Genomic DNA, 16,138 nt, shown 5'->3' on the forward strand with positions numbered 1-16,138 from the left:
TCCACCCGGTTATCCCGGCAAACGGCTTTTTGGCCGACCCGGACCCAGCAGAATGGCGAGTTTACTGCCTCCTTTCGTGGTTTCCATCCAGATTTTACAGACGCTGGTGAGCGGCACGGAGAGCAGCATGCCCACCGGTCCCAGCAGCCATCCCCAGATCAGTAACGATAAAAACACCACCATCGTCGACATGCCCAGACGGTGACCCATCATGCGCGGTTCGAGAATATTGCCCAGCACCATATGCACGACGAGGAACAGCGCCCCTACCAGCATGCACTCATAAAAACCGTTAAACAGGAACGCCTGGATCATCGGCGGAACGGCAGAAAGCACCGCGCCGATATTGGGCACGTAGTTCAGTAAAAACGCCAGCACGCCCCACATCAGCGCGAACTGCACGTCCAGCAGCACCAGCCCCAGCCAGACGATCACGCCGGTCCACAGGCTTAACAGCGTTTTCAGCGCCAGATATTTGGACACACCCTTCAGCGCGCGATGCAAGCCGGCAATGTGGATCTGCGGATTGTTCAGGGCAAAACGCAGCTTATACGGCACGTGGCGCACTTCGAACAGCATAAACACCACCGTCATCACCAGCAGCAGAATGCTGGCCATTGCCCCGGAAAGCCCGGTCATCAACGTGGTGGCGTAGGTCATCACCTTCTCGGAATCCATCCGGCGCAGCATCCGTTCCGGTGAGATATGCAGATTCACGAACGGCAACATGCGCTGGAGATCGACCAGCTTGCGCGTCAGCTCTTTATTGTACTGCGGCAGCATGGTGGAAAATTCGCTCAGCGAGGCGGCGAGCACGCCGAACAGCGCCGTCAGGACAACCAGCATCACCATCACCACAATGGTAATCGCGACCGGGCGGCTGATGCCCCGGCGTAAAAACCACGTCACCAGCGGGTTGAGGACGATGGCGAAAAACAGCGCCAGCAGAAGCTGAACAATGATATCCGCCGCCGCATGGATACCCGCAAGGATAACCACCAGGCAGGCGAGTTTTAATAAAATATGAAGTCCGGCTTTGTCGGGCGGGCTGGCAGTCATAAGAATTCCTTTTTCCGGGGGGCTTGCTAATTGTAGTGCGCCGGATTCGCTTCGTCTGGAGCGTTAGTCTTAAAGTCATGGAAAAAAAATGGCCCCCGGCGCAAGCGACGGAGGCCACGTCATCCTGGTGAACGATTACTGGATCACGAGGGTGTTAATGATGTTTTCAGCGGTTGCCTGCGCTTTTTGCTGATTATCTGCAGGCAGAGTGATCTGCATGGTCAGCAGTTTATTATCTACCTTGCCGAGAACCACGGAGGAGTAAGCGGTCTGGCCTTTGGCGGAGATGATGCTGTCCAGCTGTTGCAGCGTGTGGCCTTTCAGCTCGATAGACTTATTGGTCACCACCTGAAGCTGCGGGTCGCGGCTGCGCTGCTGATCTTCCAGACGTTTGGACAGCACACCCAGATCTTCGCTGGTATCGTCACCGACAATCACAATGACTGCTTTTTGCCCGGTGGCATCGGAGTAGACGTGCATGTTGTTCGCCTGGGTGCCCAGCTTACCGCTCTGATCGGTCATGTCCGCGGGCAGAGAGAAACTGAGTTTGCCATCCATCAGGCTCACCGGCTGACCGGTGGCGTTGCTTTCTGCTGACGCGCCCTGAGCAGGCGTTTTGGTGTCGCTGTTATCACAGGCTGCAAGGCCAACAACCAGCAGGCCAATCCCGACATATTTAACCAGATTGCGCATTGACTTCTTCCTTTCGATAAACGGCCATAGCGGCTCATTCGTTCATCTTATCACAACTGATAAAGCGAACCCTTAACCTGCCTGCAATGCGGAGATTTCAGATTTATCTGCCAGTCTTTTCAGCAGCATATTCAACAGCACGCCGTACATCGGCAGGAAGAAGACCAGGCTGATAAGCACCTTAAAGGCGTAGTCCACCAGAGCGATTTCCATCCAGTGTTCTGCCATGAAGGCGTCCGGGCTGCGCCAGAAGGCAATGAAGAAGAAGGCCAGCGTATCGCTCACGTTACCGAACAGCGTGGAAGCCGTTGGTGCCATCCACCAGCGATGGTTCTGACGCAGGCGGTTAAACACGTGGACATCGAGGATCTGCCCCAGGGCATAGGCCATAAAGCTGGCGGCGGCAATACGCGCGACGAACAGGTTGAAGTGCGTCAGCGCTTCGAAGCCCTGCCAGCTTCCCATGTAAAACAGCGAGGAGATGGCGTAGGAGACAAACAGTGCCGGGATCATCACCGCAAAAATAATCCGCCGCGCCAGCGGTGCGCCAAAAATACGCACGGTTAAATCCGTCGCAAGGAAAATAAACGGGAAACTGAACGCGCCCCAGGTGGTATGGAAACCAAAAATGGAGATGGGGAGCTGTACCAGATAGTTACTGGAGATGATCACCAGCAGATGAAATAGCGAAAGCCAGAACAACGCCTTGACGCGTTGCGATTGTGTAAAGGAGTTCATATTGTACCTTTTTGATTAATATTTGGGGTGAGGGAACCCAATAAAGCCGCCGCATGATACTGCTTTGACGACACTTTGCAATGGCTAATTTTCACGCAATCGTTAACCTGGTTTGCATTGGCGATAGCGGGGCGTAAACTACAGCCGTTTTTACCTGAACGAGAAGAACATGACTGACCTGTTTTCCAGCCCAGACCACACGCTTGATGCTCAGGGCCTCCGTTGCCCGGAGCCGGTAATGATGGTGCGTAAGACCGTCCGTAACATGCAGAGCGGCGAAACGCTGCTGATCGTCGCCGATGACCCGGCCACTACCCGCGATATTCCCGGTTTTTGTACCTTTATGGAACATGAACTGGTAGCGCAGCAAACCGAGACCTTGCCGTACCGGTATTTGATTCGTAAGGGGTAAGCCCTCACCCTAACCCTCTCCCCGGAGGGGCGAGGGGATTGCTCAGTGCTCGCATTAATTTGTGGGGAACCCTCTCCCAAAGTGAGAGGGCGAAAACCTTTCTAAACCATCGTTTCAAAATTTCGCGCTTTTTGTGAGGCGCTTCACCCTCCTTTTTCCAGCCGTAGTCTAATTTTTAAACGTCAAAAACTAAAACATCGTTTTAACGCTTATTTCACTACCCTGGAGTTGACTCAATGAAAACGACCCTCAAGCCGTTACTGGCTGCTCTGTGCCTGTCTGCTTTTGCCTGCACCGTTTCTGCCCAGACCATCAAAGCCGCCGATGTGCATCCTGAAGGCTACCCGAACGTGGTGGCGGTTCAGCAGATGGGTGAAAAACTCAAACAACAAACCGATGGCAAGCTGGAGATTAAGGTCTTCCCCGGCGGCGTGCTGGGGGATGAAAAGCAGATGATTGAGCAGGCGCAGATGGGGGCGATAGACATGATCCGCGTCTCTATGGCGCCGGTTGCCGCCATCCTGCCGGATATCGAAGTGTTTACGCTGCCCTACGTATTCCGCGATGAAGACCACATGCACAAGGTGATCGACGGGGATATCGGCAAGCAGATTGGCGACAAGCTGACCGCCAACCCGAAATCGCGCCTGGTCTTCCTCGGCTGGATGGATTCCGGCACCCGCAACCTGATCACCAAAGAGCCAATCGTTAAACCGGAAGACCTGAAAGGGAAGAAGATCCGCGTTCAGGGTAGCCCGGTGGCGCTGGCCACGCTGAAAGCGATGGGGGCGAACTCGGTGGCGATGGGCGTCAGCGAGGTTTACAGCGGCATGCAGACCGGGGTGATCGATGGCGCGGAGAACAACCCGCCAACCTTTATCGCCCACAACTACATGCCGATCGCCAAAAACTACACGCTGAGCGGCCACTTTATCACTCCGGAAATGCTGCTCTACTCCAAAGTGAAATGGGACAAACTGAGCGCTGACGAACAGCAAAAGATCCTGACGCTGGCCCGCGAAGCGCAGTTCGAGCAGCGCAAGCTGTGGAATGCGTATAACGACCAGGCGCTGGCAAAAATGAAGGCTGGCGGCGTGAAGTTCCACGATATCGACAAAACGGTGTTCATCAAAGCCACTGAGCCGGTGCGCGCGCAGTATGGCGACAAGCATCAGGATCTGATGAAAGCCATCGCTGACGTTCAGTAATCCGGAGTACGTATGTCCGAACTCTACCTGAAGTGGATGGATCGTCTGTACCTGCTCGCCATGGCGGTGGCGGGTCTCTCGCTGCTGGTGATGACGATTGTCATCCCCATCGGCATCTTCTCACGCTACGTGCTCAATCGCGGCGAATCCTGGCCGGAGCCGATCGCCATTATCTGCATGGTGACGTTTACCTTCATCGGCGCGGCGGTGAGCTACCGCGCCGGGTCGCATATTGCGGTCAACATGCTTACCGACCGCCTGCCCGCGTCGCTGCAAAGGCTGTGCGCGCGGGTAGTGGATCTGCTGATGCTGCTTATTTCTGGCCTGATGTGCTGGTACAGCTACTGGCTGTGCGTTGAGCTGTGGGAGCAGCCGGTGGCGGAGTTTCCGCTCTTGACCTCCGGCGAAAGCTATCTGCCTCTGCCTGTCGGGTCGGCCATTTTGATCCTGTTTGTGCTTGAACGCCTGCTGTTTGGCTCGCAGGAAAACCGTCCGGTCGTGCTGATCGGCAATCACAGTTAAGGGGTGAACAATGGATGCTTTTGTTTTGTTATTCACCCTCGCCATTTTGCTGGCGCTGGGGATGCCGGTGGCCTTCGCCGTCGGCTTAAGCGCCGTGGCGGGCGCGCTGTGGATTGACCTGCCGCTGGAGGCGCTGATGATCCAGATCACCAGCGGGGTCAATAAATTTACCCTGCTGGCAATCCCGTTCTTCATTCTTGCCGGGGCGATCATGGCGGAAGGGGGCATTGCCCGACGGCTGGTGAATTTCGCCTACGTGTTCGTCGGCTTTATCCGCGGTGGGCTGTCGCTGGTGAACATTGTCGCCTCGACGTTCTTCGGCGCGATTTCCGGCTCGTCGGTGGCGGATACGGCGTCTATCGGCAGCGTGATGATCCCGGAGATGGAGAAGAAGGGTTATCCGCGCGAATACGCGGCGGCGGTGACGGCCAGCGGGTCGGTGCAGGCGATTCTGATCCCGCCCAGCCACAACTCGGTGATTTACTCCCTGGCGGCGGGGGGAACGGTCTCCATCGCCACGCTGTTTATCGCGGGCGTGCTGCCGGGCCTGCTGCTGGGGGTGAGCCTGATGGTGCTCTGCCTGTGCTTCGCCCGCAAGCGCGGCTACCCGAAGGGGGACAAAATCCCGTTCAGGCAGGCGCTGAAAATTATGCTCGATGCCCTGTGGGGGCTGATGACGGTGGTGATTATCCTCGGCGGGATCTTGTCCGGGATTTTTACCGCCACCGAATCTGCCGCCGTGGCCTGCCTGTGGGCGTTCTTCGTCACCATGTTTATCTACCGCGACTACAAGTGGAGCGAACTGCCGAAGCTGATGTGCCGCACGGTGAAAACCGTCACCATCGTGATGATTTTAATCGGCTTTGCCGCGGCGTTTGGGGCGGTGATGACCTACATGCAACTGCCGATGCGCATCACCGAATTCTTCACATCGCTCTCCGATAACAAGTACGTGATCCTCATGTACCTCAACATCATGCTGCTGCTGATTGGCACGCTGATGGACATGGCGCCGATCATCCTGATCCTGACGCCGGTGCTGCTGCCGGTGACCAATGCACTGGGTATCGACCCGGTGCATTTTGGGATGATCATGATGGTTAACCTGGGAATTGGGCTGATCACGCCGCCGGTCGGGTCGGTGCTGTTTGTGGCGAGTGCGGTGAGTAAGCAGAAGATCGAACACGTGGTGCGGGCGATGCTGCCGTTTTACGGTATGTTGCTGGTCGTGCTGGGGATGGTGACGTACATTCCGGCGATTTCATTGTGGTTGCCGGGGCTGTTAGGAATGCAGTGACGCGTGCGGCCTGATGCCCTCACCCCGGCCCTCTCCCGCGGGGAGAGGGGGTAAACACGAGAAACGGCAACCCGGTTGCCGTTTCACTTTTACCTTTGACGCAACAACCGCAACGCGTTCGCCGTAACTAGCACCGTCGCCCCCGTATCCGCCAGTACCGCCAGCCACAGTCCGGTCATGCCGAGCAGCGTGGTGATCAGGAAAATCCCCTTCAGACCCAGCGCAATGCCGATGTTCTGCCGAATATTGGCGCGCGTCGCCCGCGCAAGTTCTATCATCTGCGCCAGCCCGGTCAGGCGGTTGTGCGTCAGCGCCGCGTCGGCGGTCTCCAGCGCCACGTCGGTGCCGCTGCCCATCGCAATGCCGATGGTGGAAGCTTTCATTGCCGGGGCATCGTTTATTCCGTCCCCGACCATCGCCAGCGGGGCGTTGCTGTTCAGCTCGGTTACCGCGCTGACTTTATCCGCAGGCAACAATCCGGCCTTAAACTCCAGCCCCAGCTCGCCTGCAATCGCCGCCGCCGCGCGCGGATTATCGCCGGTCAGGATCACGCCCTGTACTCCCAGCCTGTGTAGCGCGTCGACGGCGTCTTTCGCATCGTCACGCAGGGTGTCGCGCAGCGCCAGCATGCCCATCGACACACCGTCCTGCATCACGGTAACGACCGTCTGCCCGGCCTGCTCCAGCGCCTCAACCTGTGGAGTAGAGCGCGCGTCCGCCGCGGCGATCAGCACTTTTTTGCCTTCGACCACAGCTTCAATCCCTGACCCGACCAGCGCTCGCTGGGCCGTTGCCGGAGGGATGTTCAGCCCGCGGCCCTTCGCTTCACGCACAATCGCCTGCGCCAGAGGGTGGGTGGAGCCCTGCTCCACGGCAGCGGCCAGCGTCAGCAGGGCGTCTTCACTGATGTCCTGCGGATACACGCCGGTCACCTGCGGCTTGCCGACGGTCAGCGTGCCGGTTTTATCGAAGGCGATGTGCTGGACCTGACTCAGTTGCTCCAGCGCCGCGCCGCCCTTAATCAGCGCCCCGCGACGTGCCGCCGCCGCCAGCCCGGAGGTAATCGCCGCCGGGGTGGAGATCACCAGCGCACACGGACAGCCGATCAGCAGCAGCGTCAGCCCTTTGTAAATCCAGCCCTCCCACGGTGCGCCGAAGAACAGCGGCGGGACGACGGTGACCAGCAGCGCCACCAGCATGATGGCGGGGGTGTAAATCCGGCTGAAGCGATCGATAAAGCGTTCTACCGGCGCGCGGCGCTCCTCGGCCTCTTCAATCAGCCTGAGGATGCGGTCGATGGCGCTGTCGCCCGGTTCGGAAAGGACCGTCAACTGCACCAGTCGGTCGACGCTGGTGGCACCCGCAGGCACCTTTTCACCCGCCGCGCGCGCAACCGGGATGGATTCCCCGGTCAGGGCACTTTCGTCAAAACTTGCGGTGGCGGTAACGAGGGCCCCATCGGCTGGCAGACGTCCGCCTGCGGGCACTTCAATCACGTCACCCGGGCGCAGGGTGTTGATGGCGACCGTTTCACGCTGACCATCAATAACCCGCGTGGCGGTTTCCGGCTTTAGCGCCATCAGCGCGCTCACCCCTTTACGCGCCCGGCTCGCCGCCCAGCCCTCAAGGCGTTCGCCAATTAAGAACAGCAGCAGCACCATCGCCGCTTCCGCCGTCGCGCCAATAAACAGCGCCCCGATAGCCGCCACGCTCATCAGCGTTTCGATGGCAAACCAGCTGCCGCTTCTCATCAGACGCAGCGCCTGACGGGCAATCGGGAACAGGCCAACCAGCGTGGTGGCGATAAACGCCAGGTTGCCGAACGGGTGGTTGATCTGCTCCAGCCCCCAGCTCAGGGCCATCATGATGATGAGGGTGATAAGGGGCAGATTTTCTTTTAGCGGAGACGTTTTTTCTGCGGGCGCCGTTTCGCTGCGCAGGGTATAACCCGCTTTGCTGACGGCGGCTTCAACCTGTCTGCTGACGTCGTTTTCGGCGCTGACCAGCAGCTTTTCAGTGGCGAACAGCACCTGAACGTGGTTCACACCCGGCACCTGCTTCACCGCGTTTTCCACTTTGCGGGCGCAGGCCGCGCAGTCCATGCCGTTGACGACCCAGCTGTAGTGATTGCCGCTTTCAGGCAGCGTTTGAGTTTGCGTTTCGCATGCGCCCTCGCAGCAGCAGTCCTCTTTTGGCGGAACCGGGCTGAGCTTAAGTGCCGAGAATTTGGGAACTTTTTTAGGTATTTCTGGAGTCGACATGGCAGTCTCCGGTAATGATAATTTTCTCATTAACCGCAGCATACACTCTGGAGTCGACTCCAGAGTCAAGCGTTATTTAGATATACAGCGAACGCACAATCAGGAAGTGTCCGGCAAAGTAACAGGCGGCAGAAATCGCATTATCCGCACGGAAGCGGCGGCGATAGTGGCTGCCCAACCAGACGATGTTACCCAAAAGCAACAGTGCGGCACCGAAGAACGCGGACATCGCAGGCGCTGTCGGACGGAAGAACCACAGCTCGCCCGCCAGCCACACCATCACCAGCGTCATGGCGATAAACGTACACACCGGCAGACGCATCTCTTCCAGACGCGACCAGATCACCGCGATCAGCAGGGCGCCAATCACCAGCAGCACCAGCGGCAGCGGCCAGAAGATGGAGAGCGTCATCTGGCTGGCAAAGTAGATGGTATAGAGCAGATGCGACAGGAAGAATGCCCCCACGGCGTACAGCAGACGCTGGCGCGGCAGTAGGGTTAAGGCATCGCCAATCAGGGACGCACACAGCCCCGCGAGGACAAGATAGCTGATGGCGTTAAACATCGGTGCCTGCCAGGCAAGCAACAGCAGGAGCAATAGCGTGACGGGTTTAAACAACCAGCGCTGCCAGGCTGGGCCACGGTAAGACGCATCGACGTAAAGCCATGCGGAAAAACAGACAGCGATAAATGACCAAAGCATATTAACTCCCTGTAACTGTTGAGGCTGAATGATCAGTTTCTGATCCAGTGTAGTGACGCGAGCGGGCGTTTGGCAATGCCGGGGCAGGCGAGGTATCCTGAATTCCGCATAATCTGATGGGATTTTTCAATGAGCAAGATGCCGCTGTTTTTTATTGTCGTGCTGGCGATTATCGTCATTGCCGCCTCGTTTCGCTTCGTGCAGCAGCGCCGTGAGAAGGCCGACAACGATGCCGCACCGCTGATGCAAAAGCGCGTGGTGGTGACGAACAAGCGCGAGAAACCGCTTAATGACCGCCGATCCCGCCAGCAGCAGGTGACGCCTGCGGGCACAACGATGCGCTATGAAGCGAGCTTTAAGCCGGAAACCGGCGGGCTGGAGATGACCTTCCGACTGGAGGCGCAGCAGTACCACCAGCTGACGGTGGGGGAGAAAGGCACGCTGAGCTACAAAGGGTCGCGGTTTGAAGGGTTTGAACCGGAGCAGTAATTTTCCCCTCACCCCGGCCCTCTCCCCGAAGGGGAGAGGGATAGGGTGAGGGCATCAGGCCGCACCTTACTTCTTCACCTGCGCCTTAAACTTCTTCATCCACACCAGCAGCTCAAATACGCCGAAAATAAACACCCGCAGCTGCTGCCAGCCGGTCATCGGTGGGCTATCTTTCGGCAGTCCGTTTTTCAGCATCACCATCTGCAAGGCATGCATGAACGCGGTAAAAATCAGCGCCACGTTAATGAAGATATTCAGCGGACGCGGGAACGGGTGCACCAGATTCAAAATCAAAAATGCCCAGACGCCCAGCATCAGCAAGCGCCCTACGTTAATCAGTACTGGCATCGGATCCTCCTTGTGCCTGACGGTGATACAGACGATAAGCCACCTGGCCGGCGACCTTCTCGCGGTGCAGATCCCAGTGAACGGGAACGGGCGGCAGACCATTTTCCACTTCGCTTTCAACGTAAATCAGCGCGTCGTCCGCCAACCAGCCATTTTGCTCCAGCAGGGATAGCGTCTCTTCCAGCAGCCCTTTACGGAACGGCGGGTCAACAAACACCACGTTGAACGGCGTCCCCTGTTGCGCGAGGAAGCTCAGCGTGTTGGTATTCACCACTTTGGCGTTGGTTGCTTTCAGCGTAGCCAAATTTTGCTGCAACGTCTGCGCGACGCCGCGCTCCATCTCCAGTAGCGTGGCGCTCGCAGCATAGCGCGACAGCGCTTCCAGCCCTAATGCACCGCTTCCGGCGAAGCAGTCCAGGCAATGGGCGTCTACCATTGACGGGGCGAGCCAGTTAAACAGCGTCTCGCGAACGCGGTCCGTGGTAGGGCGTAAACCGGGGCTGTCCGGCACCGGTAATTTCCGGCCTCGCCACTGACCGCCGATAATGCGAATTTGTCCGGCCGGGGCGCGGGTGGGTTTCTTCATCTCAGGAAAGCTCTGTTAACAATGCCCTGCGATTGCGGGCGGTGATGTCAATTAAGTAAAGTGTTAGACTATTTCATCATTTTTTTAGCTTCCCTGTATATAGCGCCGCGAGGAGTGTAGTCGCAAATGGCAAAACAAAAAAAACGTGGCTTCTTTTCCTGGTTGGGTTTCGGTGAAAAAGAGCAAGAAACAGAACAGAAAACCGAAGAACAGCAGGTTGTAGAAGAGCAGTCACAGCCTGAAACGCCTGTCGAAACCGCTGCGGTTGTCGAAGCGGAAGAGCCAGCCCACAGCAAAGAAGAGATTGAATCCTTTGCTGAAGAGGTGGTTGAGGTTACTGAACAGGTTCAGGAGAGCGAAAAACCAGAGCCGGTTATCGTTGAAACCCTTACCGAAGCGCCGCAGGCCGCTATCGAACACGAAGCGCTGCCGCTGCCGGAAGAGGTGAAAGCTGAAGAAGTTTCTGCCGAAGAGTGGCAGGCCGAAGCGGAAACCGTTGAAATTGTTGAGGCGGTGGAAGAAGAAGCGGCCCTTGAGCCTGAGCTGACCGACGAAGAGCTGGAGGCCCAGGCGCTGGCGGCGGAAGCGGCTGAAGAAGCGGTCATCGTCGTGCCGGTGGAAGAGCAGGCCGAAGAAGAGATCGTTCAGGAGCAGGAAAAACCGACCAAAGAAGGTTTCTTCGCGCGCCTGAAGCGCAGCCTGCTCAAAACCAAAGAAAACTTAGGTTCCGGATTTATCAGTCTGTTCCGCGGCAAGAAGATCGACGACGATCTGTTTGAGGAGCTGGAAGAGCAACTGCTGATTGCGGACGTGGGCGTGGAAACCACCCGGAAAATCATCGCCAACCTGACCGAAGGGGCGAACCGCAAACAGCTGCGTGACGCCGAGGCGCTGTACGGCCTGCTGAAAGACGAGATGGGTGAAATTCTCGCAAAAGTTGACGAACCGCTTAATATTGAAGGCAAAACGCCCTTTGTTATTCTGATGGTTGGCGTAAACGGCGTGGGTAAAACCACCACCATCGGCAAGCTGGCGCGCCAGTTTGAGCAGCAGGGCAAATCGGTGATGCTGGCGGCGGGCGATACCTTCCGTGCGGCAGCGGTGGAACAGCTCCAGGTGTGGGGCCAGCGCAACAATATTCCGGTCATTGCCCAGCACACCGGCGCGGATTCCGCGTCCGTGATTTTCGATGCCATCCAGGCGGCGAAGTCGCGTAACGTGGACGTGCTGATTGCAGATACCGCAGGGCGTTTGCAGAACAAATCGCACCTGATGGAAGAGCTGAAGAAAATCGTTCGCGTCATGAAGAAGCTGGACGAAGATGCACCGCATGAAATTATGCTGACTATCGACGCCAGCACCGGACAGAACGCCATCAGCCAGGCGAAGCTGTTCAATGAAGCGGTAGGACTGACCGGGATCACGCTGACCAAGCTGGACGGCACCGCGAAAGGCGGGGTGATCTTCTCCATGGCCGACCAGTTCGGCATTCCTATCCGTTACATCGGTGTGGGCGAGCGTATTGAGGATTTACGTCCGTTTAAAGCGGACGACTTTATTGAGGCACTATTTGCCCGAGAGGACTAACAATGATTCGCTTTGAACACGTCAGCAAGGCCTATCTCGGCGGGAGACAAGCGCTGCAGGGGGTAACATTCCACCTCCAGCCAGGCGAGATGGCATTCCTGACCGGCCATTCCGGCGCGGGGAAAAGTACCCTGCTCAAGCTGATCTGTGGGATCGAGCGGCCAAGTGCCGGGAAAATCTGGTTCAGCGGCCATGAAATTAGCCGTCTTAAGAACCGTGAAGTGCCGTTCCTGCGTCGTCAAATTGGCATGATTTTCCAGGATCACCACCTGCTGATGGATCGCACGGTTTTCGATAACGTCGCGATCCCGCTGATTATTGCCGGCGCCAGTTACGATGATATCCGCCGTCGCGTTTCGGCGGCGCTGGATAAGGTCGGGCTGCTGGACAAAGCGAAGAACTTCCCGATCCAGCTCTCCGGCGGTGAGCAGCAGCGCGTGGGCATCGCCCGTGCGGTGGTGAACAAGCCTGCCGTCTTGCTGGCGGATGAACCGACCGGTAACCTGGACGATGCCCTCTCTGAAGGGATCCTGCGTCTGTTTGAGGAATTTAACCGCGTGGGGGTCACGGTACTGATGGCGACGCACGACATGGGGCTTATCTCACGCCGTTCGTACCGCATGCTGACCCTGAGCGACGGGCATTTGCACGGAGGCCACGGTGAATAAGCGTGATGCAATGAACCAGATTCGGCAGTTCAGCAACCGGTTTGACCGTTTCCGCAAGCCTCAGGGCGGCGGGGACGGCAATCGCCATGCGCCTAAGCGTGCCAAAGCGACACCGAAACCGAACTCCCGTAAAACCAACGTCTTCAACGAACAGGTGCGCTACGCCTTCCAGGGCGCGTTGCAGGATCTAAAAAGCAAACCGCTGGCGACGTTCCTAACGGTGATGGTGATTGCCATCTCCCTGACGCTGCCCAGCGTCTGCTACATGGTTTACAAAAACGTGAACCAGGCGGCGTCCCAGTACTATCCGTCGCCGCAGATTACCGTTTATCTGGATAAAGCCCTCGACGATAACGCGGCGGCTCAGGTAGTGGGGCAGATTCAGGCCGAGCAGGGCGTGGAGAAAGTGAACTATCTTTCCCGCGATGAAGCGCTGGGCGAATTCCGCAACTGGTCCGGGTTCGGCGGCGCGCTGGATATGCTGGAAGAGAACCCGCTGCCCGCCGTGGCGGTGGTGATCCCGAAGCTCGATTTCCAGGGCACCGATTCGCTCAACACCCTGCGCGACCGCATTACCCGCATCAATGGGATTGATGAAGTGCGCATGGACGACAGCTGGTTTGCCCGTCTTGCCGCCCTGACCGGGCTGGTGGGGCGCGTATCGGCGATGATCGGCGTGCTGATGGTGGCGGCGGTGTTCCTCGTCATCGGTAACAGCGTGCGCCTGAGCATCTTCGCCCGTCGCGATACCATCAACGTGCAGAAACTGATTGGCGCAACGGATGGTTTCATCCTCCGCCCGTTTCTCTATGGCGGCGCGTTATTAGGTTTTTCTGGTGCATTTCTTTCATTGATTTTGTCAGAAATTTTGGTGATGCGGCTGTCGTCTGCCGTCACCGAGGTGGCGCAGGTTTTCGGAACGAAGTTTGATATCAGTGGCTTAGGGTTCGATGAGTGCCTGCTGTTGCTGCTGGTCTGCTCCATGATCGGCTGGGTGGCGGCATGGCTGGCAACGGTTCAACATTTACGCCACTTTACTCCCGACTAATAAAAGCGTGATATAATCTTTCCCTGCACCGAGATGTTCGCTTGCAGGGAAAGCGTCCCTGTTGTCTCTTCCCCTGTAATCATCTTCATGTCACATTTTGTGCGTAATTTATTCACTGTTGCACCTGGAACTTGTGGATAAAATCACTGTCTGATAAAAGAGTGAATGCTAATCTCGTTGCTCAAACGCTTTGGCATGGTTGTTGCCTGACGGGGACAACCTGGACCAGAAGAAACATTGAGAGGAATGAATGACCAAAGAAATGCAAACTTTAGCTTTAGCCCCTGTTGGTAACCTGGAATCTTACATCCGGGCTGCGAACACCTGGCCGATGTTAACGGCTGAGGAAGAAAAGGAGCTTGCTGAAAAGCTGCATTACCAGGGCGATCTGGAAGCAGCTAAAACGCTGATCCTGTCTCACCTGCGCTTTGTTGTTCACGTTGCTCGTAATTATGCGGGCTACGGCCTGCCGCAGGCGGACCTGATTCAGGAAGGTAACATTGGCCTGATGAAGGCGGTACGTCGCTTCAACCCGGAAGTGGGTGTGCGACTCGTCTCCTTCGCCGTGCACTGGATCAAAGCGGAAATTCACGAATACGTCCTGCGTAACTGGCGTATTGTGAAAGTCGCCACGACGAAAGCGCAGCGCAAACTGTTCTTCAACCTGCGTAAAACCAAGCAGCGTCTGGGCTGGTTCAATCAGGATGAAGTGGAAATGGTGGCGCGCGAGCTGGGCGTTTCCAGCAAAGACGTCCGCGAGATGGAATCCCGTATGGCCGCGCAGGACATGACGTTTGATATGTCTGCCGACGACGATGCCTCCGACAGCCAGCCGATGGCCCCGGTCCTGTATCTGCAGGATAAAACCTCTAACTTTGCTGACGGCATTGAAGAGGATAACTGGGAAGACCAGGCGGCAAACAAGCTGACCTTCGCGATGGAAGGCCTCGACGAGCGTAGCCAGGATATCATCCGTGCCCGCTGGCTGGACGAAGATAACAAGTCCACGTTGCAGGAACTGGCCGACCGCTACGGCGTCTCCGCTGAACGTGTGCGTCAGCTTGAGAAGAACGCCATGAAAAAACTTCGCGCCGCTATCGAAGCGTAATTTCCGCGAAGTACACCGAGAACCCCTGGATGAGAGTCTGGGGGTTTTGTTTTTTTAGCGCCCGCTCTGGCGAATTTCTTCCCCCTGGCAAACACTTACTGATGCGCTAAGCAGGCGACTTTCAGAGGGTGACAGGGTGAAAAATAACGAACTGAACGACCGGCGTTTACAGGCGACGCCGCGCGGTATCGGCGTCATGTGTAACTTCTATGCCGATAAAGCCGAAAACGCCACGGTGTGGGATGTAGAAGGTAACGAGTATATTGATTTTGCCGCCGGGATCGCCGTGCTGAATACCGGGCATTGCCATTCTAAAGTTATCGCCGCCATCGAAAAACAGCTTCATGCCTTTACCCATACCGCTTACCAGATCGTCCCCTATGAAGGTTATGTGGCGCTTGCCGAGCGCATCAACCAGCGCGTACCCATAGAGGGGCCAGCCAAAACCGCCTTTTTCTCAACCGGTGCAGAAGCGGTCGAAAACGCGGTGAAAATTGCCCGCGCGTACACCAGACGTCCCGGCCTTATCACCTTCGGCGGCGCGTTCCACGGTCGTACCTTTATGACCATGGCGCTGACCGGCAAAGTGGCGCCCTATAAGCTCGGCTTCGGCCCGTTCCCCGGCTCGGTGTACCACGCGCAATTCCCCAACAACCTGCACGGCGTCAGTACCGCCGAAGCGTTAAAAAGCCTGGAGCGCATCTTCAAAGCCGATATCGCGCCCGATCAGGTGGCGGCAGTCATTATTGAACCGGTCCAGGGCGAGGGCGGATTCAACGTCGCGCCCGCTGATTTTATGCAGGCGCTGCGTGCCCTGTGCGATACCCACGGGATTTTACTGATTGCCGACGAAGTGCAAACCGGCTTCGCCCGTACCGGCAAGCTATTCTCCATGGAAAACCACTGCGTGAAGCCCGATCTGATCACCATGGCGAAAAGCCTGGCGGGCGGAATGCCGCTCTCTGCCGTCTCTGGCCGGGCAGAGGTGATGGACGCGCCCGCTCCGGGCGGACTGGGCGGCACCTACGCGGGTAACCCGCTGGCGATTGCGGCGGCCCATGCGGTGCTGGACGTGATTGACGAGGAAGATCTCTGCACGCGCGCGTCTCATCTCGGCCATCATCTTGTCGAGGTGCTGAATAAAGCGAAGGATGGCTGTCCCTGGATCGCCGATATCCGTGGACAGGGCTCGATGGTGGCGGTGGAATTTACCGATCCGCAAACCGGACAGCCGTCGCCGGAATTTACCCGTCAGGTTCAGGAGCGCGCGTTGAACGAAGGGCTGCTGCTTTTGAGTTGCGGCGTCTACGGCAATGTTATCCGCTTCCTCTACCCGCTCACCATCCCCGAAGCGCAGTTCCGTAAAGCGCTGGATATTATTTCCGCCTCGCTGACACGATAAAGCCAAAAG

The 16,138-nt window shown here is 57.3% G+C and carries 17 protein-coding genes; 10 read left to right on the forward strand and 7 right to left on the reverse strand.

Annotation, left to right across the window (positions count from 1 at the left end; genetic code table 11):
* Positions 1-9 precede the first annotated feature (9 nt).
* The 3 genes from CKK19_RS07060 to CKK19_RS07070 form a co-directional block, all read right to left on the reverse strand.
* Complete coding sequence (locus CKK19_RS07060) at positions 10-1,059, reverse strand: AI-2E family transporter (RefSeq protein WP_003861270.1); 1,050 nt, start codon at positions 1,057-1,059, stop codon at positions 10-12.
* A gap of 135 nt (positions 1,060-1,194) precedes the next feature.
* Complete coding sequence (locus tag CKK19_RS07065) at positions 1,195-1,752, reverse strand: DcrB family lipoprotein (RefSeq protein WP_022649677.1); 558 nt, start codon at positions 1,750-1,752, stop codon at positions 1,195-1,197.
* A 72-nt stretch (positions 1,753-1,824) separates the two neighbouring features.
* Complete coding sequence (locus CKK19_RS07070) at positions 1,825-2,490, reverse strand: 7-cyano-7-deazaguanine/7-aminomethyl-7-deazaguanine transporter (protein ID WP_022649676.1); 666 nt, start codon at positions 2,488-2,490, stop codon at positions 1,825-1,827.
* Positions 2,491-2,659: 169 nt separating this feature from the next.
* On the opposite strand from CKK19_RS07070, the gene tusA reads away from it, so the two are divergent.
* From tusA to CKK19_RS07090, 4 genes are all read left to right on the forward strand, one after another.
* Positions 2,660-2,902 carry a sulfurtransferase TusA gene (gene tusA, locus CKK19_RS07075; protein WP_000130627.1) on the forward strand — a complete coding sequence of 81 codons (243 nt, stop codon included), beginning with the start codon at positions 2,660-2,662 and terminating at the stop codon, positions 2,900-2,902.
* Positions 2,903-3,138: 236 nt separating this feature from the next.
* Positions 3,139-4,110: a TRAP transporter substrate-binding protein gene (locus CKK19_RS07080; RefSeq protein WP_022649675.1), complete on the forward strand. Its 972-nt coding sequence runs from the start codon at positions 3,139-3,141 to the stop codon at positions 4,108-4,110.
* 12 nt (positions 4,111-4,122) lie between these two features.
* Entirely contained in the window at positions 4,123-4,632 is a 510-nt protein-coding gene (locus tag CKK19_RS07085) for a TRAP transporter small permease (RefSeq protein WP_023298808.1), read from the forward strand.
* 10 nt (positions 4,633-4,642) lie between these two features.
* Positions 4,643-5,929 (forward strand): TRAP transporter large permease, encoded by a 1,287-nt coding sequence (locus tag CKK19_RS07090; RefSeq protein ID WP_022649674.1) that lies wholly within the window; start codon positions 4,643-4,645, stop codon positions 5,927-5,929.
* An 89-nt stretch (positions 5,930-6,018) separates the two neighbouring features.
* Here CKK19_RS07090 and zntA read toward each other — a convergent pair whose 3' ends face one another.
* Entirely contained in the window at positions 6,019-8,190 is a 2,172-nt protein-coding gene (gene zntA / locus CKK19_RS07095; protein ID WP_063148116.1) for a Zn(II)/Cd(II)/Pb(II) translocating P-type ATPase ZntA, read from the reverse strand.
* Between the two features lie 76 nt (positions 8,191-8,266).
* Positions 8,267-8,893, reverse strand: coding sequence for a lysoplasmalogenase (locus CKK19_RS07100; RefSeq protein ID WP_022649672.1), 627 nt, complete (start codon positions 8,891-8,893; stop codon positions 8,267-8,269).
* Positions 8,894-9,022: 129 nt separating this feature from the next.
* On the opposite strand from CKK19_RS07100, the gene CKK19_RS07105 reads away from it, so the two are divergent.
* Positions 9,023-9,382 (forward strand): DUF2500 domain-containing protein, encoded by a 360-nt coding sequence (locus CKK19_RS07105; RefSeq protein ID WP_022649671.1) that lies wholly within the window; start codon positions 9,023-9,025, stop codon positions 9,380-9,382.
* Between the two features lie 66 nt (positions 9,383-9,448).
* Here the strand turns inward: CKK19_RS07105 and CKK19_RS07110 are convergent, their stop codons facing one another.
* Positions 9,449-9,730 (reverse strand): DUF1145 family protein, encoded by a 282-nt coding sequence (locus CKK19_RS07110; RefSeq protein ID WP_022649670.1) that lies wholly within the window; start codon positions 9,728-9,730, stop codon positions 9,449-9,451.
* Positions 9,714-10,316 carry a 16S rRNA (guanine(966)-N(2))-methyltransferase gene (rsmD, locus tag CKK19_RS07115; RefSeq protein ID WP_063853835.1) on the reverse strand — a complete coding sequence of 201 codons (603 nt, stop codon included), beginning with the start codon at positions 10,314-10,316 and terminating at the stop codon, positions 9,714-9,716. The genes CKK19_RS07110 and rsmD overlap by 17 nt, the downstream gene beginning before the upstream one ends.
* Positions 10,317-10,442: 126 nt before the next feature.
* Here rsmD and ftsY point away from each other — a divergent pair, with 126 nt between their 5' ends.
* The 5 genes from ftsY to CKK19_RS07140 all read left to right on the forward strand — a co-directional run bounded on the left by ftsY (position 10,443) and on the right by CKK19_RS07140 (position 16,129).
* Entirely contained in the window at positions 10,443-11,903 is a 1,461-nt protein-coding gene (gene ftsY, locus CKK19_RS07120) for a signal recognition particle-docking protein FtsY (protein ID WP_063853834.1), read from the forward strand.
* 2 nt (positions 11,904-11,905) lie between these two features.
* Positions 11,906-12,571 (forward strand): cell division ATP-binding protein FtsE, encoded by a 666-nt coding sequence (ftsE, locus tag CKK19_RS07125; RefSeq protein WP_006812284.1) that lies wholly within the window; start codon positions 11,906-11,908, stop codon positions 12,569-12,571.
* On the forward strand, positions 12,564-13,619 hold the full coding sequence (gene ftsX / locus CKK19_RS07130) for a permease-like cell division protein FtsX (RefSeq protein ID WP_022649667.1): 1,056 nt from the start codon (positions 12,564-12,566) through the stop codon (positions 13,617-13,619). Before ftsE ends, ftsX begins: the two co-directional genes overlap by 8 nt.
* Positions 13,620-13,869: 250 nt before the next feature.
* A complete protein-coding gene (gene rpoH / locus CKK19_RS07135; RefSeq protein ID WP_000159624.1) occupies positions 13,870-14,727 on the forward strand; it encodes an RNA polymerase sigma factor RpoH in 858 nt (285 codons plus the stop codon).
* Positions 14,728-14,863: 136 nt separating this feature from the next.
* Positions 14,864-16,129 (forward strand): 4-aminobutyrate--2-oxoglutarate transaminase, encoded by a 1,266-nt coding sequence (locus CKK19_RS07140; RefSeq protein ID WP_063853833.1) that lies wholly within the window; start codon positions 14,864-14,866, stop codon positions 16,127-16,129.
* Positions 16,130-16,138: the final 9 nt, after the last annotated feature.

Source organism: Enterobacter sp. CCUG 70166 (genome assembly GCF_020224095.1).
Taxonomy (GTDB): domain Bacteria; phylum Pseudomonadota; class Gammaproteobacteria; order Enterobacterales; family Enterobacteriaceae; genus Enterobacter; species Enterobacter intestinihominis.